This is a genomic window from Paenibacillus oryzisoli, assembly GCF_050467285.1.
In the GTDB taxonomy this organism is placed as follows: domain Bacteria; phylum Bacillota; class Bacilli; order Paenibacillales; family NBRC-103111; genus Paenibacillus_E; species Paenibacillus_E oryzisoli_A.
The window spans coordinates 483,695-503,101 of record NZ_JBCMUN010000005.1 but is presented as its reverse complement, the minus strand read 5'-3'; the positions used below and the strand labels follow the sequence as shown (position 1 = coordinate 503,101).

The 19,407-nt window shown below is 52.9% G+C and carries 17 protein-coding genes and 1 pseudogene; 17 read left to right on the top strand and 1 reads right to left on the bottom strand.

Annotation, left to right across the window (positions count from 1 at the left end):
- The first annotated feature begins 4 nt into the window (after positions 1–4).
- From ABE504_RS08205 to ABE504_RS08185, 5 genes are all read left to right on the top strand, one after another.
- Entirely contained in the window at positions 5–1,609 is a 1,605-nt protein-coding gene (locus ABE504_RS08205; RefSeq protein ID WP_430086915.1) for an extracellular solute-binding protein, read from the top strand.
- A gap of 45 nt (positions 1,610–1,654) precedes the next feature.
- On the top strand, positions 1,655–3,163 hold the full coding sequence (locus ABE504_RS08200; protein ID WP_430086913.1) for an alpha-N-arabinofuranosidase: 1,509 nt from the start codon (positions 1,655–1,657) through the stop codon (positions 3,161–3,163).
- Between the two features lie 79 nt (positions 3,164–3,242).
- Positions 3,243–4,688, top strand: a complete 1,446-nt coding sequence (locus tag ABE504_RS08195; RefSeq protein WP_430086910.1) for a sulfatase family protein — start codon at positions 3,243–3,245, stop codon at positions 4,686–4,688.
- A gap of 636 nt (positions 4,689–5,324) precedes the next feature.
- Positions 5,325–6,089: a phytanoyl-CoA dioxygenase family protein gene (locus ABE504_RS08190; protein ID WP_430086907.1), complete on the top strand. Its 765-nt coding sequence runs from the start codon at positions 5,325–5,327 to the stop codon at positions 6,087–6,089.
- Positions 6,090–6,114: 25 nt separating this feature from the next.
- Positions 6,115–6,969, top strand: a complete 855-nt coding sequence (locus ABE504_RS08185; protein ID WP_430086904.1) for a helix-turn-helix domain-containing protein — start codon at positions 6,115–6,117, stop codon at positions 6,967–6,969.
- 72 nt (positions 6,970–7,041) lie between these two features.
- Here ABE504_RS08185 and ABE504_RS08180 read toward each other — a convergent pair whose 3' ends face one another.
- Positions 7,042–7,239 carry a PspC domain-containing protein gene (locus ABE504_RS08180; protein ID WP_430086901.1) on the bottom strand — a complete coding sequence of 66 codons (198 nt, stop codon included), beginning with the start codon at positions 7,237–7,239 and terminating at the stop codon, positions 7,042–7,044.
- Between the two features lie 257 nt (positions 7,240–7,496).
- Between ABE504_RS08180 and ABE504_RS08175 the strand changes: the two genes are divergently transcribed.
- The 12 genes and pseudogenes from ABE504_RS08175 to ABE504_RS08120 all read left to right on the top strand — a co-directional run bounded on the left by ABE504_RS08175 (position 7,497) and on the right by ABE504_RS08120 (position 19,354).
- Positions 7,497–7,892: a hypothetical protein gene (locus ABE504_RS08175; protein WP_430086899.1), complete on the top strand. Its 396-nt coding sequence runs from the start codon at positions 7,497–7,499 to the stop codon at positions 7,890–7,892.
- Between the two features lie 61 nt (positions 7,893–7,953).
- The gene (locus tag ABE504_RS08170) at positions 7,954–9,348 is read left to right on the top strand and encodes a spore germination protein (RefSeq protein WP_430086896.1); all 1,395 of its coding nucleotides are present in this window, start codon (positions 7,954–7,956) and stop codon (positions 9,346–9,348) included.
- A gap of 24 nt (positions 9,349–9,372) precedes the next feature.
- On the top strand, positions 9,373–10,542 hold the full coding sequence (locus ABE504_RS08165; RefSeq protein ID WP_430086893.1) for a Ger(x)C family spore germination protein: 1,170 nt from the start codon (positions 9,373–9,375) through the stop codon (positions 10,540–10,542).
- A gap of 15 nt (positions 10,543–10,557) precedes the next feature.
- A complete protein-coding gene (locus ABE504_RS08160; RefSeq protein WP_430086890.1) occupies positions 10,558–10,779 on the top strand; it encodes a hypothetical protein in 222 nt (73 codons plus the stop codon).
- A 22-nt stretch (positions 10,780–10,801) separates the two neighbouring features.
- Positions 10,802–11,938, top strand: a complete 1,137-nt coding sequence (locus ABE504_RS08155) for a GerAB/ArcD/ProY family transporter (protein WP_430086888.1) — start codon at positions 10,802–10,804, stop codon at positions 11,936–11,938.
- A gap of 82 nt (positions 11,939–12,020) precedes the next feature.
- Entirely contained in the window at positions 12,021–12,851 is an 831-nt protein-coding gene (locus ABE504_RS08150; RefSeq protein WP_430086886.1) for a DUF2935 domain-containing protein, read from the top strand.
- A gap of 124 nt (positions 12,852–12,975) precedes the next feature.
- Positions 12,976–13,203 carry a hypothetical protein gene (locus ABE504_RS08145; RefSeq protein ID WP_430083101.1) on the top strand — a complete coding sequence of 76 codons (228 nt, stop codon included), beginning with the start codon at positions 12,976–12,978 and terminating at the stop codon, positions 13,201–13,203.
- 33 nt (positions 13,204–13,236) lie between these two features.
- The gene (locus tag ABE504_RS08140; RefSeq protein WP_430086884.1) at positions 13,237–13,566 is read left to right on the top strand and encodes a spore coat protein; all 330 of its coding nucleotides are present in this window, start codon (positions 13,237–13,239) and stop codon (positions 13,564–13,566) included.
- Between the two features lie 309 nt (positions 13,567–13,875).
- Positions 13,876–14,472: pseudogene (locus tag ABE504_RS08135) on the top strand (LamG-like jellyroll fold domain-containing protein); the annotation flags it as partial.
- A gap of 6 nt (positions 14,473–14,478) precedes the next feature.
- Positions 14,479–15,771, top strand: coding sequence for a right-handed parallel beta-helix repeat-containing protein (locus tag ABE504_RS08130; protein ID WP_430087431.1), 1,293 nt, complete (start codon positions 14,479–14,481; stop codon positions 15,769–15,771).
- A 201-nt stretch (positions 15,772–15,972) separates the two neighbouring features.
- Entirely contained in the window at positions 15,973–17,766 is a 1,794-nt protein-coding gene (locus ABE504_RS08125) for a histidine kinase (RefSeq protein WP_430086882.1), read from the top strand.
- Positions 17,744–19,354 (top strand): response regulator, encoded by a 1,611-nt coding sequence (locus ABE504_RS08120; RefSeq protein WP_430086880.1) that lies wholly within the window; start codon positions 17,744–17,746, stop codon positions 19,352–19,354. The genes ABE504_RS08125 and ABE504_RS08120 overlap by 23 nt, the downstream gene beginning before the upstream one ends.
- The last annotated feature ends 53 nt before the right edge of the window (positions 19,355–19,407 follow it).

The following is a 19,407-nucleotide window of genomic DNA, read 5'->3' as shown; positions in this document are numbered from 1 at the left end:
ATCCATGAAAGTTATGCCCAAACAGCTTTACTCCGTCTGCGCCGTCGTGCTTGTGACGGCGATTCTGGCGGGATGCTCGGACAGCTCCGCTACCCAATCGTCGGCGAATCCGACAGCGGCTCCATCCGGTATCAGCGCGACCGGGTTCCCGATTGTCAAAGATAAAATCACCCTGAAAGGCTTCTCCCGCAAGGACGCCCAGCTTGGCGATTATGCGCAGATGGCGCTGTGGAAGCAGGTGGAAGAGAAAACGAATATCCACATCGACTGGATTACGCCTGCGCCGCAGGATGCGACGGAGAAAGTGAACTTGTCCATCGCGAGCGGCGATCTGCCGGATTTCTTCCTGAAAGGCGTGCTGCCGCAAGCCGATGTCACCAAATACGGCTCGCAAGGCATTCTTCTCCCGCTGGAAAAGCTGATCGACAGCTACGCGCCGAATTTGAAGGCGATTTTGGATAAAAAGCCCGAGTTCAAAGCGGCGATCACGTCGCCTGACGGCCATATTTATGCGCTTCCGCGCATTATCGATTACACACTTCTCGGCGTTCCGCGCTTCCCAATGCTGAATATGACGTGGCTGAGCAAAGTCGGCATGGAAACGCCGAAGACGAGCGATGAGCTGTACACGATGTTGAAAGCGTTTAAGGATAAAGATCCGAACGGCAGCGGCACGGCGGATGAAATTCCGTACACCGCGCACAATCTGGATTGGGCGATGCGCGGTCTGGAGGGGATGTTTGGCCTCGACCGCAATCTGGACTATTACGTCAATGTCGACGCCAGCAACAAAGCGCATATTTGGGTGACGGACGACAAATACAAGCAGCTCCTTGAATACACGCACAAATTGTATGCGGAAGGCTTGATGGACAAGGAGATTTTCACGCAGACGGAGCAGCTGTACTTCGGCAAGCTGGCAGCGAATCGCGTCGGCTTCACACCGTTGCTAACAGCGCAAAACGCCGGCAAATTCGCCAAGGACTACAAAGGCATCACTCCGCTCAAAGGCCCGAACGGCGACCAACTCTGGAATATGCGGCAGGATACGAATACCGGCGGCGCGAAAGCGGCGATTACGAAAGCGAACAAAAATCCGGAAGCGACGATGCGCTTGTTCGATTACTTCTACGGCGACGAAGGCGCAACGCTCCTGTACATGGGCGGTCAGGAAGGCGACACGTATACGAAAGCGGCGGACGGTTCACTGCACTATAAGCCGGAAATTTTAAACAGCACCAAAGGCTTTGCCGTTGACATCGGCGCGCGCACCATCTGGCCTGGCGGCATGGAGCTCGGCTACTACACCGAGAAGCAGCTTGCGCCAATGATGGAGGGTACGACAAGACCGACCGATTTCGCGACCGTGAAAGACTATGTGAGCAAAAATTATTACGCGCTGCCGCTGCTGTCCAAAGAGAAGCAGGATCAGATTACGGCGCTTCGCACGGACATCGACACGTATATTAAGGAAATGCAGGCGAAGTTTATCCTCGGCGAGGCGTCCCTGAATGATTGGGGCAAATACGTCGATACACTGAAGAAAATGGGCATCGACAAGCTGGAGATGCAGTACCAAGAAGCATTGAACATGATAGTGAAGAAATAAGGGAGGCACCGTCCCCCTAGATAGAGAAACTTAGGAGTGATGGCGTTGACGATACAGAAGGGCAAGGCGGTCATTGATCGGGATTATATCATCTCCCGCATCGATCCGCGCATTTATGGCGGCTTCATTGAACATATGGGCAGGTGCGTGTACGGGGGCATCTACGATCCGCAGCATGCGGAAGCGGATGAGCAAGGATTTCGGCAGGATGTGCTGGCAATGGTGCAGGAATTGCAGGTGCCGATTATCCGCTATCCCGGCGGCAACTTCGTCTCGGGCTTTCGCTGGGAAGACAGCGTCGGCCCGAAAGAGGAGCGTCCGGTGCGGATGGACGCCGCCTGGAAAAGCATCGAGCCCAACGAAGTCGGGCTGGATGAGTTCGACGGCTGGGCGGCGCGCGCCGGTTCCGACGTCATGATGGCGGTGAACTTGGGCACGCGCGGTGTGGAAGCGGCGGCGCAGCTGCTGGAATATTGCAATGTCGCCGGCGGCACGGCTATGAGCGAGCTGCGCAAACAGCACGGCCGGCAAGCGCCGTACGGCTACAAAGTCTGGTGCCTGGGCAACGAGATGGACGGCCCTTGGCAAATATGCAACAAATCCGCTGAGGATTATGGGACTTTAGCTCGTGAGACGGGCAAGGTCTTGAAGCGGATCGATCCTTCGATTGAGCTTGTGGCCTGCGGCTCCTCCGGCATTCATTTGCCGACCTTTCCACAGTGGGATGCGACGGTCATGGATCTGTGCTACGAGTACGCGGACTATCTTTCCGTGCACATGTACCTGGACAATAAAGAGGAAGATCTCGACAACTATTTGCTCAAAGCCGTGAACATGGACCGCTACATCGACGCGATTACGGCAACCTGCGACTACGTTAAAGCGAAGAAACGCTCGGACAAGGTGATGCACCTTTCTTTCGATGAGTGGAACGTCGTGCCGGGCACATGGAAAAAGAATGACGTGGAGCCGTGGATTCACGCCCCCGCGCTCTGCGAAGGGAATTACTCCATGGCGGATGCCCTGGTGTTCGGCAACATGCTGATCTCGCTGCTGAAGCACAGCGACCGTGTGCGGATCGCCTGCCTCGCGCAGCTCGTGAACGTGTTCGGGCCGATCATGACCGATCGGGACGGCACGGCTTGGAAGCAGAGCGTGTACTTTCCGTACCTGCACGCTTCCCTGTACGGCCGCGGTATCGCGCTGAACGTGATGGCGGAGGGGCCGGTGACGTCGACGCGCGATTTCAGCGACGCCCCGCTGCTCGATTCCGTCGCGGTACTGGACGAAGTGAGCGGGGACATCACTGTCTTCGCGGTGAACCGCAGCGCGAGCGACACGCTGGAGATCGCGCTCGAGCTGCGCGGCTTCGGTGACTACGTCTGTTGCGAGCGCATCGTCATGCAGCATGACGATGCCGGCGCTTTCAACTCGGCGGCGCAGCCGAACGTCATCGTGCCGCAGCAGTTCAGCGCGGAGCGTGTGGACGGCGGCCGGTACACGGCTTCTTTTGCGCCGATGTCGTGGAATGTTTTGCGATTGAAACAAGTGTAATCGTGTAGAGCTTATTCAGGGGGCAAACGGCGGAAGGCTGCTTCTCCCTGATGTCTTTTTCAAGAGGAGATGTGTTGCGATGAAACCGAATATCCTTTGGATTTGTACCGACCAGCAGCGGACGGATACGCTCAGGTGCTACGGCAACGAGCTGGTGGATACACCGAACATCGATCGGCTCGCGGAGATGGGTGTGCTGTTCGAGCACGCTTACTGTCAGAGCCCGGTGTGTACGCCGAGCCGCGCCAGTTTTATGACGGGCCGCTATTCGCGCACGACGCGGTGCCGCCAGAATGGGCAGCAGATTCCGGCGGACGAGAAGCTTGTCTCGAAGCTGTTTGCCGAGCAGGGCTACGTGTGCGGCCTGGCCGGCAAGCTGCATCTCGCCCCGTGCCACCCGGATGTGTGCCCGATCGAAGAGGCGCGCATCGACGATGGCTACCATGCGTTCCACTGGTCGCATTCCGTTGGCGGCAACAACACGTGGCCGATGGATGAATACCTCCAGTGGCTGGACCAGAAGGGCTCATCGCTGAAGCGGGAGCCGATTCCGGGCGTTCGCCAGACGTTCTACGGCAACGATTCCGAGGAGCGGCAGGGCACGTGGTGCACGGACAAGTCGCTCGATTTTATCCGGACGAGCCGGAAGCACGGCATGCCGTGGTTTTTCTCCCTGAACTACTTCGACCCCCATCATCCGTTCGATCCGCCGAAGGAATTGATGGAGAAGTATATGAAGCTGTCCGAACAGATCCCGCTGCCGAAGTATCAGGAGGGAGAGCTCACCGACAAGCCGCATTACCAGCGCATCGATAGCGAGAGTGCGTATAATTTTGTTCCCATGTTCCGGTTCCGGGACATGACCGAACTGGAGCACCGCGCGGCCCGCGCGGCGCAGTGGGCGATGATGGAGCAACTCGATACGCAGGTCGGCCGCTTGCTGGCGGATCTCGAGGAACACGGTGATCTTGCGAATACGATCATCATTTTCATGTCCGATCACGGCGAAATGCTGGGGGATCACGGCATCTACTGGAAAGGCCCGTACTTCTATGAGGAGCTGGTGCGTGTACCTTTAATAATCGCGTGGCCGGGCACGATTCAAGCCGGTCAGCGCAGCAAAGCGCTGGTGGAGCTGGTCGATCTCGCGCCAACACTGCTCGCGGCAGCAGAACTCCCGCTGTACCCGGGCATCCAAGGGAAATCGTTATGGCCGCTGCTGACAGGAGCAGTGAACACTGACGTTCACCGCGACAGCGTCTACTGCGAATACTACAACGCCCAGCCGTGGCACCCGGAGCTGCCGCCGCAATGCACGATGGTGTTCGACGGCCGTTACAAGCTCGTCCGCGTCCACTCCTCCCGGGAGGGGGAGCTTTACGACCTCGTTACGGATCCGGCCGAGTTCCAGAACCTGTATCACGACCCTGCCTATGCGGTGATCAAGCTGCGCATGATGGAGCTGCTGGCCGACCGCATGGCATGGACCGTCGATCCGCTGCCAGCAAGGCTCGCCGCCTGGTAGCTCAGACGCAGGCGAAAAAAAGGCTATCCTGCTCAATGTTCCGTAGGGGGAGGGGATAGCCTTTTGGTGTTGCTGCTGCTGCGTTTCTCAAGGGGAGCTCCTTGAAGCTGCGATCACTCTCTTTCCGACGTTTACCTGTAAAACATACATTAAATTCTCCATAAACCGTCTCAATCCGAAATGATCATGTAAAACCTACAGGTCATTTTCGCATATGCCCCCCTTTTCCGTGATAATCAGAGGGCAATCGGCAATTTAGCTGTAGGAAATGCAGGATCTTTCACAAAATCCCCGCATTTTTCTGAATTTAATGTAGGAAATGCAGGTTCTCGCGGGCAAGCCGCAAGCTCGACGCTTTCTCGCCGCCGAACGGAGCGTTCATGTCCATGTTGACGGTCGTGTCGTGACATGCGTCATGCCGCTTTCAATGGCGCAGGCAAACGCCATGCCCCTACAATGACAGACGGATCGGTCGGATCGCTATAAGGGACGCTTTGCAGCCTTTCCTTTCAATCCATATAAAAAAGCGTAGAAAACACAATAAACTCCTCAATTTCGCAAATTGCCGCCTCGTCGTATTTTCTCGATAATAAAGAGGAACGAAGAGCAATTGTAACCATTAGAGGAGGTCTTTTCATGATGTTGACTACGGAGCAATTGGAGCAGTACAAAGAAAAAGGATATATCCGTTTTGACAACTTGTTTACACCGGAGGAAATGGATCGGGTTTGCACGATCATCGACGAATTTGATGCGGAGTCAGAGCGGCAGTTGAACGCCAAAGGTGCGCAGTTTAACAGCATCCCCAAGCAAATCAATTTCACGTCAGGCTTAAATTTCATGCATCCCGATCTTCAGCGGTTTATTGCGGATGACCGCTTCGTTGACATTACGACTTCGATTCTCGGACCGGATATTCGCCTGTACTGGGATCAATCGGTCTATAAACGCCCGGAGGCTGATCGTGATTTTCCTTGGCATCAGGATAACGGGTACGTGCCGACCGAACCTGTCCACTATGTCACATGCTGGCTCGCACTCGAAGATGCGACCATTGAGAACGGCTGTATCTGGATTCAAGAAGGAACGCATCATAAAGGTTTTGTGGAGCATGTGCGAACGGAGATCGGGCAAGTATGCTATGATGGGGATGAAGAGGGAACGCCTGTGGAACTACAAAAAGGCAGCATGGTTGCATTTCATTCCCTGCTGTTCCATCGCAGTACGCCGAATCGCAGCCAGAAGATCCGCAAAGGCTATGTGATTCAGTTCTCGGTGGAAGGTTCAGTGAATCCCACAACCGGCGCCTTGTTCCGTAATGGTCCGATTATCGCGAGAGACGGCAAGCCCGCCTATACTTCTTTTCAATCCAAAGATGAGGTGAAAGCGGAAGTCGTCTAGCCTGCAACAGACGGAGGGAAGCTGGGTGCAAGTCGATAACAAGCTGTTCGATGACAATTGGCAGGTTCGGATTTTCAGAGTGGAGGAAGTTTCCTACGAAGAGGTTAGCTTTGAGAGTAAAATGTTTCCTTATTGGGTTGTCAGCTACATCGCCAAGGGGCATTTGAGGGTAACCGACGGAAGTTTCGCACAAGAGGCAGGTACCGGTCAAGTCATGCTGCATGCGCCCGGCATTCCTTTCGGGGAGTCATCGTTGACGCCCGGCACGCATCAATGGCTGTTTGTTCAAGTGACGAACAGCTTTCAGGTCGATCTATTCGACCTTTATCCGATCCCTGAAGTGATGACGCTGCAGGACCCTGATGCTTTTGCGGACATCTTTAGCAAGCTTCTTGCCGCTTGGGAAAGACAGGACGCCATCTTCCGCGCCCTTGAGCTGTCAGGTCTCGGTATGCAACTTGTGCATCTTCTGCTAGATAATTGGGACCGAGCCGGAAGAATAAACCGACGCATCACCAAAAGGAAGAACGATGAGCGATTGGAGCAGGTGATGACGTATCTGCACGCCTCAGTGAAGGAGAAGATTTCCAGGCATACCCTCGCGCAGCTGGTGCATTTGAACCCTAGTTATCTCGATAAGCTGTTTGCCGGCAAATATCAAATGAATCCAATGGAAATGCTGCGGGAGCTGAGGTTATTGAAGGTGAAGAAAATGCTCGAAAATACGGACGATTCGCTTGCGGACATCGCGGAGGCTTGCGGCATGGGAGACGCTCCGTATCTCAGCCATCAATTCGCGAAGCGATTTGGCATGAACCCGGGCGATTACCGGAAAAAGCTGAGCCAAGCTGCGCAAACCTATTATCGGAATTTCAACTAAAACGACAGTTTTATTTAGAAAAAGGCCGATCGGCATGTTGCCGGTCGGCCTCTTTGCGTGCGCACGGTCCTATTAAAAGTGGCTGTACGGCATTTTCGGAATCAACATGGAGCCGACGAAGTACAGAATGGTCACGGTGCCGAAGCTGCCTAGCGCCGCGAGAACCACGAGCAGACGAATGAGCGTTGCATTCACGCCCAGCCACTCGGCGATACCGCCGCAAAGACCTGTTACTTTAGCATCCGCTGTCGATCTAAATAGTTTGTTCATATTTAAACATCTCCTCTTTGGATTGAAAGTGTATTAACGATTTGTTTCATTTGCTTATGTTCCTATTGTAGCGTTCGGAAAGTCCTGCGAAAACGGACTTGCGGCGGTTTATGAAGCCCGTCTTAAGTCGGGGAATGGTTCCGACCTCCTAATTTCGTTAGCGATGTGTGAAGGAAAATCATGTTTTCCTAAAGATTACAACGGATTTTCTCAAACAAATCCCCGTTACGATAGGTGGACATAGAGGGGGGAGCATAATGAATCTTATTGACTATTACCGTCAGCAATTTCTTGAATTGACAGATCAGTTTGAACCGCACTGGAAGGAAGAGCAAGACTATCCATTCGGTTTTCGTTGGACATCCACCGTGCATTCGACGTATAGAGAGTTTTTTCAATTGACCCATTTTCCGCAGGAGCCGATCTATTTGATTTACGCCATCTTACTGCCCGAGTCGTTTAAACACACGAATATCGGTGACACGATTAAAAGCCTCTCATCGCCTTACGAACTGTCGATGTATTATGTGAGGGATAAGCTTCTTCTGACTGCTTGCATCTCCACCGAACATCTGCAGATGACCTCGCTTGGTTTTCTGAATCAAGCTAGAGGCGAAATCATTGACCTTGTATTTTCTGCCATTCACATGTAGGCGTTCATGTATAATTTGGGTGATGATGGAGGAAACTACGACCAAAAAGGAAGCCCAAGATATGGCACTGACAGAGTGGATCAGCGAAAGGATGCAGCATCGCCCCGACATCGTTGCCCAGCGGATCGAGCGGGAGCAATTTGTTTGCACCATCTTTTATTTGCTGGATGGAATTGATTTGGAGATGCTGCAGACCCATGTACTTCGCCCGATGATGCGCTCCTTCTCAGGAAGCGTCGAGGAGCGGCTGGCGAGTATTTATCAAACGCGCACTTTTTTTCCTACCACCTATTTCATCAAACATACGCCGGAAGAAGCGCTCGAAGGCTTGCTGTGCGGTCATGCGCTGCTGTGCATTTCGGGTCAAACGGCAGGCATCCTGTTCCCATTTGCCGCCAAGGCCAAACGGGATGTCAGCGTTTCCGAGAATGAGAAAACGATTCGCGGTCCCAAAGAAAGCTTCGTTGAGGACATTTGGACGAACCTTTCACTCATTCGGCAGCGAATCAAAAGCGAAAATTTGAACATTGAGCAATTTATGATCGGCAGCGAGTCCAGCACGATGGTCATGCTCCTTTATATGAAGGGACAAGATAACGGCGAACTCGTCAATACGCTTCGGACGAAACTGCAGAACATTCAGACTGAACGTGTTTCGGGCAGCGGCTTCATCGAAGAAGTGTTGGATGACCGCCTTACCTCGCCTTTTCCGAAAATGCTCAATACGGAACGCCCCGATGTGGTCGTTTCCTCGCTGTTTGAGGGGCGCGTCGCCATATTGACCGACGGTACGCCGAACAATCTTGTCGCGCCGGCCACCTTGCTCGCGTTCATGCAGTCGGCGGAAGACTACTATCAACGATACTTTTTCAGCAGCTGGGTCCGCATCCTTCGGTATGTGTTCTTTGGCGTCAGTCTGATCTTGCCTTCGGCTTACGTCGCGATCACAACGTATCACCCGGAAATGCTGCCGTACAACATGTTGATTACTTTGGCAGCAAGCCGGGATATCGTGCCGTTTCCAGCCATCTTGGAAGCATTGATGATGGAAATAACGTTTGAGGTAATGCGGGAAGCGGGCCAGCGCATACCGACGACGATGGGGCAGACCATTTCCATCGTCGGGGCCATCGTGATCGGCGACGCCGCGGTGCAAGCCGGGATCGTGAGTGCGCCGATGGTCATCATCGTGGCGTTGACGGGGATCTCATCGTTCGTCGTGCCCCATTTTTCAATGACACTCACGATTCGTTTCCTTCGTTTTGCGTTGCTGATGATTTCCTCGATGTTCGGGCTGCTAGGTCTTTTGATCGGTGTTATCTTGATTTACATCCATTTATTATCATTGAACTCATTCGGCACGCCGTATTTATCGCCGTTTATTCCGTACAAGTCGGAGGGGATGAAGGATGCGGTCGGCCGGTTTCCGTGGACGTTCTGGCTGCGCAAGAAATAAGAGCAAGAGGTGGTGGAATCGGCGATGCTGCGACATGTCACACGGCTTTTTCTCAGGATTAGCCTTCTCGCTGCGCTCATGGCAGGCTTAACCGGCTGTTGGTCCAAGCAAGAATTAAACGACCGCACGTTCGTCTCTGCCATGCTTGTCGATCTGAACGAAAAAGGCCAGACGGAGGTATCGACATTGTTTATGCTGCCAAATCGGATCTCCACCGGCTTGAACTCCAATGTTCCGAGTACCAAGCCGTTCGTGCTGATCACCGGAGTAGGGAAGGATGTCGCGGAAGCGCTGCAGCACATTCAACGAGATTTGCCTCGTACGGTCACTTGGGGACAAATTCAGGTCGTTATCATTGGTGATCGATTTGCTAAAAAAGGGCTGAAGCCGCTCTTTGACCATCTGATCCGGGCTACGGATTTCAGGCTGCCGATTTACGTATTCTATTTCAATGGCATGGCGAAAAATCTGGCTAAGCTCGACTCGATCTTCGAACGGTTCCCTACGGAAGTGTGGCGCGAAGCGGCCCACATGAAGCAGGTTCCGCCCATTCGGATTCGCGAATTGCTATACAGCATATGGAATAATTTGGGTGATTCCTACATTCCCGAGCTGAGCATGAAAGAAATGAAGTTGTTCACCGAAGGGAAAACAGTGAAGTGGTCAGGGGTTGGCGGTGCGGCCATCATGAAGGACAGTAAAGTCATTGACCGCTTCTCCAACGAGGAGATGCTGGGGCTGCTGCTGCTCAATAATCGGGTTCCTGAAATGCTGATCACCGGACAGCTTCCGGGGAACGACGGCGTCTACAGCGCCAGGCTTGAAGATGTGAGGCATGAGGTCTATGCCGTTCGCGAAGGAAGCGATGTGAAGCTGCACGTGACAATTAAAGGCAATGCCGATCTGATTTCAATTGAATCCGGTATGAATCTGACCTCAATCGCGAATATCAAGAAGATGGAGGCGGTCATTAACCAGCGCATCGAACAGTTGGTTCGCGGGGCGGCGGACAAAGCCAAATCCGAGCAGGCGGATACTTTTCAGTGGAGCGAGAAAATCAAGTACAAATACCCAAAGCTTTGGCAGGCATGGTCGGATAATCCTAGAGAGCAAATGTATGCGCATATGAAGCTTGAGTTTGACATGAAAGTTACCCTTCGGGGTACAGGTGTAAGCCGAACGGCCAACATGTAGGAGGAGCTGAGGACCATGTTGATGCTCATCATTAGCTATGTGGTTATTGTTAGTTATCAACTAGTTCTCATGAAGCGGCACAACGTGGAAGCGAAAGAAAGGAAAGTGGCGTTCTCCGTCACAAGTGTCTCTTTTCTGCTAGGCGTGCTTTGCATTGTGATGCCGAATTGGGTGAATCCGGACAAAGCCATTCGGTTTTTCTTTGAACCGATGCAGCGCTTTATGATGGGCAGTTAATGTAATCGAGGGGGCGTCGAGATTGAATAACCAAGGGACAGTAACGAGTATGCAGCTTGGTGGGCTTATCTTTGTATTCGTATTCTCGACGACAATTGCTTTCCTGCTCTCGCCGCTGGCGGGAATCGCCTCCTTTGACGGCGGCTTATGTATGCTGCTGTCTGCGATCGGCGGTACGGCGATAACGACGCTGGGGATGCGCTTTGCGATGCGATTGCCGACCCAGTATGTGGGGGTGTATGGCGGTAGGCTCCTTCCCAAATTTGTCCATAAGGCCGTGCTGCTGCTGGTAGCTATTTTTTATCTCCACTTAAGCGCATTCATTTTGCGGGAGTTTACCGATTTCTTTATGCCCATCTATTTGCGGGAGACGCCGCCCGTCGCGGTCGCGATTCTAGTGATGGTACCTGTCGTCGCGCTCACACAATCCGGTGTGGCCTTTGTATTTCGATTTGCTCAGGGATGCTTTCTGGTGATCGGTGGTTTGTTTGCGTTCAAGCCGCTGTTCTTTGTAAATGCGATGGACTCGCCGATGTGGCACGAGTTTATCCGCATTCATGACTGGAAGGTGATCTGGCAGCAAACGTATACCCTCATTCCATGGTACGGCGAATTAATTATGCTGGCTTATATTGCGCCGCAGTTCAATCCAGTCAAGAACATCCGTAAAATCATTTGGCTCGGCTCCATGGCAGGAACATATATCCTGATCATGGAGTTTCTCATGATGATGTTTTTCTTCGGGCCCAAGCTTTCCGCGGCGCTTGTCTATCCTGCATTGGAGCTGACGGGCTTCATGCATCTGGGAGATTTCCTGCATAATATCGACGCGTTGATCGTTTCGATCTGGTTCACCGGATTTTTTATCAAGCTTGCGATTATTTTCAATCTCGGCACCTTAATCTTCTCGCAGGCACTGTCGCTGCGCAACCATAAAACGATTACCTTCCCGCTGGCAGCTATGGTCATTTCCATTTCGCTGATTCTTGCCAAAAATCCGATTGAACTATCGGAGGATTTTAACAGCTCATGGTCGAGCTACGCGTTGTGCATGGAAGTGCTGTTTTTCCTATATCCGCTTGCAGCTTGGGTCAAAGGCAAGAAAAGACGCTCCGCGGCACTTGCTTCCGATACGAGCGCAGAGCCACGGCTGCCGTAGACGCCGCCTACCTTCTACTGTTCAATTTCCTGACATACATTTAGGTAAGGGAATTGAAAAGGAGAGGGGGCGCCAACGTAAGATGCAACCGATAACATTGAAGGAGGAGCATCTGTTTTGGCTTGAGGTGCTGGATGACCATGCGCATTTTTTGAGAGATTTTTTATCGCCGTCCGAGACAAGATGGTGGCAGGAGGCGGAAAAATTTTTCCCATTGTTTCGGGATGCGATTCGGCACGCCGAGGGGCTTTTACCGCTCGAAGGGGCGGAGTCGCCGAATATGCAGGTGTTTGCCCAAAGCGTGTACCCGCTGGCGGATGCCTACTGTCGGCTGGAAGGCCATATGCAGCATCTGCGAATCTGGAATAAGGTCAATTTGAACCTGACGCCGTCGTATTTCAACGGCACGATCAATGAGAACAAGGAGTACCTGCGGCAGCTCTCGTATTGGGTCCGAGGCATTCCTGACATACCGCTAACACTTACGGAGCTGTTGGATATGTGGCTGGAGGACCAGCTTGGCCACGCCGTCCTGCTGCACGGTCTGCTGGACCCGGTGGAGCAAAAGCTTGGGGCGGAGACGGATCGGTTTGCCGCACAGTTCTCCTCCTACATGGTAAAAAACCGCGCAATGACAGGCTATTTGCGGTTTACGCCGCCGGGCTTTCCAGCCGAGACGCATTTCGCTAGGCAAGTGCTCGAAACCGTCAAAGCCTTTTACGCATTCGTGGGGCGGATTGTCGTTGAATACGAGAACACCGAGCTGCTCTCGAAGGCGACGCTGCGCTTTCTCGATCATCATTTTCCGGAATCATGCTATTTTATGCGTAAGCTTGCTGAATTCGTGCCGGATGCCGACACCCTGGAGCATTGCTCGATTCGGAGACGACATGGCAGCCCGTCATCAACTTGAAATCCCTCCGCGCGCACAGCGCGGATTATTTGCGTTCTGGCGCCTCCTGATGGATAAAAGGGCACCCTGCGGCACATAGTAGATGAAGCAAGTCCATCGTCAACGAGAAAGGGAGGAAGCCGACATGCCGAACAGTCAGTCTCAGCAAAATCCAATGACATCCGATCGCAATGTGCTGACCGATAAGGAACTTTCTTATGTGAAAGATTTTTTGTCCTGGGAGCTGCTTGCCATGAAGAAATGCAATGATACCGCGAACCGGTGCACGGATCCGCAAATTCAAGCGTTGATCAAGCAAACCGGACAGCAGCATCTGAACCACTACAATTCGCTGCTTCAATTGCTGCACTAGCAGCTTTGAGGCACTTACAGGAGGGATATAGGGATGAGTCTTGAACTCGCAATGCCTCAGACGGGCCAGCTTCCGCAGGTCAAGGGACCGGAGCTGAACGATCGCGATTTTCTGAATGAGATTTTGACCAATGAAAAGTATTTGTCGTCAGGCTACAATACAGGTCTGCTGGAAATGCAAAATCCAAAGCTGCACGAAACGATGCAATCGATTTTGAGCGATACGCATAACACGCAGTATCAGATCTTTAACGAAATGTTTCAAAAGGGCTGGTACAAAATGAAAGTCGCCGATCAGCAGGAAATTCAACAGGCGAAAACGCAGTTCACCAATTATCAAACGCAATTTCCGACATTTCATTGATACCGAGAACAAGCAGGGACCGGGTGCGCAAGTGCCGCAGGGGCTGCTTGTTCTTTTTTTTCATAAGAGCTGATCAGTTGATTATCACCTGAAGTAAAGATTATCGGTGTCGGAAAGGGATTGATTTTATAAGCAAAAGTTAATTTATGTAAAAATGATTATTGCCGCACTTGGGAAAGACTGGATATAGTCGGGATGGGAGTTGGCGACAATCAAGTTCTCTGCGGGCCGGGAGATCATCAGAGGTTGGAGGTGAATGGGAATACGGCTTGTTTGGCGAATTACGATTATAAGGAGGCAGATTGATTCATGAAAAAGCTTAGATTAGCACATCATCATATCATTGCGGCATTCGCGACATCTTCCTTACTGGCGGGTATGCTGCTCATTCCATCTGTATTTGCGGCGAATGTATTTAGTGACAATTTTGACGATGGGGATGCATCGGGATGGACAACCCAGAACGGTGCATGGTCTGTCGTGCAAGACGGTAGCAACTACGTCTACAGGCAGACCAGTTCAAGTGAAGGGCGCGCGTCGGCGGGCAGCAGTACCTGGACGAATTATTCGGTAGAAGCGAACGTTAAAATAGACAACTGGAACGGTACGAACCGCGCCTATGTAGCAGGCCGTTATCAGGATGGCAACAACTTCTATGCCGCTTCGCTGTATAACAGCGGAGGAGGCAAGCTTGAGATCAGGAAAAAAGTAAGCGGTTCCACAACAACGCTCGCAACCTTGGACTACCCGCTTACGGCGGGCACTTGGTACAGCGTGAAGCTGGAACTGAACGGCTCCACGTTGCGTATGTACGTGAACGGCACTCTGCAGCTTACCGCCACAGATACGAGTCTGACATCCGGCGGGATTGGTCTCGTGGGGTATAAAGCGGCTGTCAGCTTTGATCAAGTCGTGGTATCGGACGGATCAAGTGGGACGACTACGCCTTCGCCTACAACCAGCACGACGCCAACTCCGTCTACATCGCCTAGCCCATCGCCATCGTCAACGCCAACGCCGCCGCCAAGCGCGAGTGCGGTGTATGCTTCGCCGAGTGGCTCCGACAGCAATCCGGGCACGCTTGCCAGCCCGACCAGCCTGACATCAGCGCTGAGTAAGGTTGCGCCTGGCGGTGTGATTTATCTGCGCGGCGGCACCTACAGCTACAGCAGCCAGATCACGATCGCCCGCACCAACAACGGCACGACGGGAGCGCTCAAGACGATCATGCCGTATGGATCCGAGAAACCTGTGCTGGACTTCTCATCGCAATCGTACAACATGTCCGATGTGTCCTTGAATAATCGCGGGCTGCAAGTAGACGGCAGCTACTGGCGTATTCAAGGGCTCGAAGTGAAAGGCGCAGCCGACAACGGCGTATATGTCTCCGGCAACAACAATGTGCTGGATAATCTGGACGTTCACCACAACCGCGATACTGGCGTGCAGCTCGGCCGTTACGCCTCAACGGCAGCGAACAGCGAATGGCCGGCGAACAATACGATTAAGAACACGTACTCGCACGACAACTACGACCCGGATAACGGAGAAGATGCGGACGGCTTTGCCGCGAAGCTGACGGTTGGGCAAGGCAACGTGTTCGATGGCTGCATTTCGGCCTACAACACGGATGACGGCTGGGATTTATATACCAAATCGGAAACAGGACCGATCGGTACAATTACGATTAAGAACAGCGTAGCGCACCATAACGGGCAGACGTCCGACGGCAATTCGACAAGCAACAGCGACGGCAACGGCTTCAAGTTGGGCGGCGAAAAAATTGCCGTGAACCACGTCGTCATCAACTCTGTGGCGTATTTGAACAAAAAGCACGGCTTCACCTATAACAGCAATCCAGGCTCGATTGCCCTGACGAACAACACGTCGTTCAGCAACGGGCAGAGTAATTTTGCCTTTGACGCCGGTACGCATGTGTTCACGAACAACCTGTCCTACAAGGGCTCGTCCAGCGATAAAACAAGCGGCACAGACGTGTCCAGCACCAACGTATGGTGGAAGAATAACAAAAGCACGAACGGCAAAGGCCTTCTCGCCAGCGATGCGGACTTTGTCAGCCTGACCCCGACGTTGACGCGCAACGCCGACGGTTCCCCGAATCTGGGCAATTTCTTGAAGCTGGCTGCCGGCAGCGACCTGCTTGGTGCAGGCACACCGAGCGGCACAGACATCGGCCATAATTAACCTCCTTGTCATGAATGCGGAGCGCTGTCCCATGTGGATAGCGCTCTTTTTGGCGCAGATAAGCAGTCACATCTTAAAAAACTGCACCTCCACATGAAATTGCTGCACTCCAAAAAAAGCGGTTGCGAGCTTATAATAGGAGAATCAAGCGTGATTTCTGTTAGAATAATCATATCCCGACGCATGGAATGAGGCTGCCGCATGAAATCCAACCCTTTTCGGCTTCACAAAAGCATTTTCGCCAAATTTACGCTCTCCTTCATTACGGTGGGGCTTATTCCGCTGCTCATTCTGAGCTATATTTCGCTGCGCACGTTCAGTGGCTTCATGGAGCGGTATGCGACGAACAATTACGAGCAGATGCTGCTGTTTGCGAGCCGCAATGTGGATGATATGTTCGTGAAGTACAACAACATCTCCAAGCTGATGTATTCTTACGGCGTCAGCGGGCAGTACGGTCAGCTCGGGCAAGCGATCGCCGCGCAAACGCGAGACAAGGATCTTCGCCTGACGATGACGATCAACGACTTTTTACAGACGGTGCTGTATACGGACCGCGATTTGCAAAGCGTCTTCTTCGTCCTGCCGGACGGGGCATTTCAAACGATGACGAAAAATAACGTAGCCCTCGACTACCGGTATCAATTTCCTCGCTTCGAATGGCGGCAGCAAATGGAGCTCAATCGCAACGAGCTTTCCTTTTTTCCGACACATAAACAGGACTACTACCTTGGAGAAACGGAGCCAGTGATGACATTTGCGCGCAATTTAACGGATGTGCTCGGAGCCTCGAAGGTCGAGGGCGATTTGGTGGGCACCTTTTATATGGATGTGGGGCTGGGTGCTTTTCATGATATTTTCAAGCAGATGGTGCTGAACAAGCGGGATACGGTGTATGTCGTGGACGAGCACGGCAGTATTCTGTACAGCAATCAGCCCGATCTCATCGGTACGATTTATCAGGGGAAGGTGTCGGAGGATATTTTGCATCTGCAGCAGGAAGCGCCTGAGAATCATCTGCAGGTTATCGGCGAATTTTATAAAAAAGAACTGTTCTTCAAAATCGATCAGTTGATCCAGACAATTACACTGGTTATCGGTCTGTGCATCGTGTCGCTTATCGCGGTCGCGATCTGGTTCTCCAATCGATTCTCGAATCCGATCCGCAGCATTACGCGGGAAATGGCGAAGGTGGAATCCGGCAACTTCGATACGAAAGTGACCGTGCAGACAGCGGACGAATTGGGCCTGTTGTCGCACGGCTTCAATAAAATGGTGGGACGGCTCAAGGAATACATCGACGTTGTCTACGTTGCGCGAATCAAGCAGAAGCAGGCGGAGCTGAATGCGCTGAAAAGCCAGATACGTCCGCATTATTTGTACAATACGCTGGAGGTTATTCGCATGAGCGCGGTCGCGGAGGATGCGAACGAGGTCGGCGATATGATTTTGTCCCTTTCCCATCAGCTTAAGTATGTGCTGGACTATGGTGAAGAGACGGTGACGGTGCGTGCGGAGAAGGCGAATGTCGAGCAATACTTTCAGTTGATGGTCATTCGCTACGGCGAGCATCGGCTCGGCCTTGATTTCCGCTTTGACAGCGAGGTGCTGGATTGTGCGATTCCGAAGCTGAGCTTGCAGCCGATGGTGGAAAACGCGATTTACCACGGCATTATGCCGAAGCAGGGCAAAGGCACCATTCGCATTACGATTGAGAAATTACCTGACAATCTGCTCAGCCTTACGGTGGATGACGACGGCGTCGGCATGAATGAGGAAAAGCTGGCGGCGGTCAGACAGAAACTGGCCGACAGCAGTTCGCTGGACACGGGCAGCAGCATTGGGCTGATCAATGTTCATGAGCGTGTACAGGCGCTGTATGGGGCAGACTTTGGGGTAGAGATCAATAGTTCCGAGCGCATCGGGACGACAGTCCGACTTGTAATTCCGCTAACGAAAGAGGTGAGCGCACGTGAGAAGCGTCATTCTGGCTGACGATGAACCGATCATTATAAAAGGATTAAAGAAGCTGATTCCGTGGCAGGAGCTCGGTATTGAGATCGTGGGCGAAGCCATGACAGGCCGAAGCTTGATGGAGCAGATCGACGAGAAGCAGCCCGATTTGGTCGTAACCGACATTTCGATGCCGGACGGCACGGGAATCGATGTGATCAAGGAAGTGCAGCGCAGGCAGCTGCGGACGAAAATTGTTTTCATCTCGGCATATCAAGAGTTTTCCTATGCCAAGGATGCGCTTGCGTTTGGCGCCGTCGATTATTTGGTGAAGCCAATTGAGAAGAGCCTGCTTCTGGACGCGGTGCATAAAGCGCTGACCCAATTGCAAGAGGCGCACGAAGATGAGTCGTCAAAGGGCAAATTGGCGGTCTATGAACAGAAGGATAAAAAGACACAGCTCGAAGAACTGTTCGACCGGCTTACGCTGGGAGAAATCCGACGGGAAGAAGCGCTGCGGAGGCTATCGGCACTGGACGCGCAATTGGAGGCTCCCAATTTCTCCGTGCTGTATCTGGAACTGGAGCATTTGCAGCAGCAGGATGGCCGTTGGGGCGAGCATGAGCGACGACTGCTCGTGTTTGCCGTGTCCAATTTGGCGGAGGAGCTGATTCAGCCATACGGCGGCGGACTCGTGCTGCGCAAGGCCGAGAATCTGTGCGTTATCGTGAATCATGGGGGCGCTGGAGACGATTTGCAGCGGCTGGCGCGGGAAATGCGGGACAAGATTTTATATTATCTAAAAATCCATGTGACGATCTGTATCGGCAGACCGGTGTCCGACCTCCAGGACCTCCGGCAGTCCTATAAGTCGGCGGTTGACGCTGCGGGCGCTGCCTATTTCCTCGAAGCCGGCTCCGTGTTGGCGTGGTCGCAGAACGAGCCGGCTACCGGTTCGGAAGAAGCGTTGACGGAAGCCCGGCAAGCGGTTATTCAAGCGGTCGTGGCCAAGGATAAAGAGCTGCTGCAGGAGCGCTGCGGCCGCTTGTTTGTGCAGATTGCACAGAGCAGCCGCGGGATCAAGGAGACGGCTGTGTTGAACGGTTACTCGATTTTAACAGAACTGCTCGAGGAGTTGACGGCAATCGGCGTGCCGCTTCAGGTGACGTCGGAGCAGCGGAATGAATGGCTGCAGACGATGCACCAGTTTTACCGCTTTGCGGATCTGGCCGATTTTATTTCCGCGCGCATTATGGACATTCTCGAAGGAATCGGGGCCTCCGGCGGCAGCCGCGAAGCGCAGCAGCTGCGCATGATCAAGGAGTATATTGAGGAGCATTACAGCGAGAACATTACGCTCGAAAGCATGGCCGCGCAGGTGTTCATGAACCCGTATTATTTCAGCTCCTTTTTCAAGAAGCATACGCAGGAAAATTTCAAGCAGTATGTGACGAACGTGCGCATGAAAAACGCCGTGCGGCTGCTGCTGCAAACCGATCTGCTCGTGTACGAGATTGCGGAGCAGGTCGGCTACCATAACCCTCGGCAGTTCAGCGATATGTTCAAAAAGTGCTACGGCAAGCTGCCGCAGGAGTACAAGAGCCAGCTGAAAGGAGGCTCTGCGCCGTGAGGGCCGTACCGCTGCCGACTTCATTAGCGCGCAAAGTCACAAAAAAAGCGCAC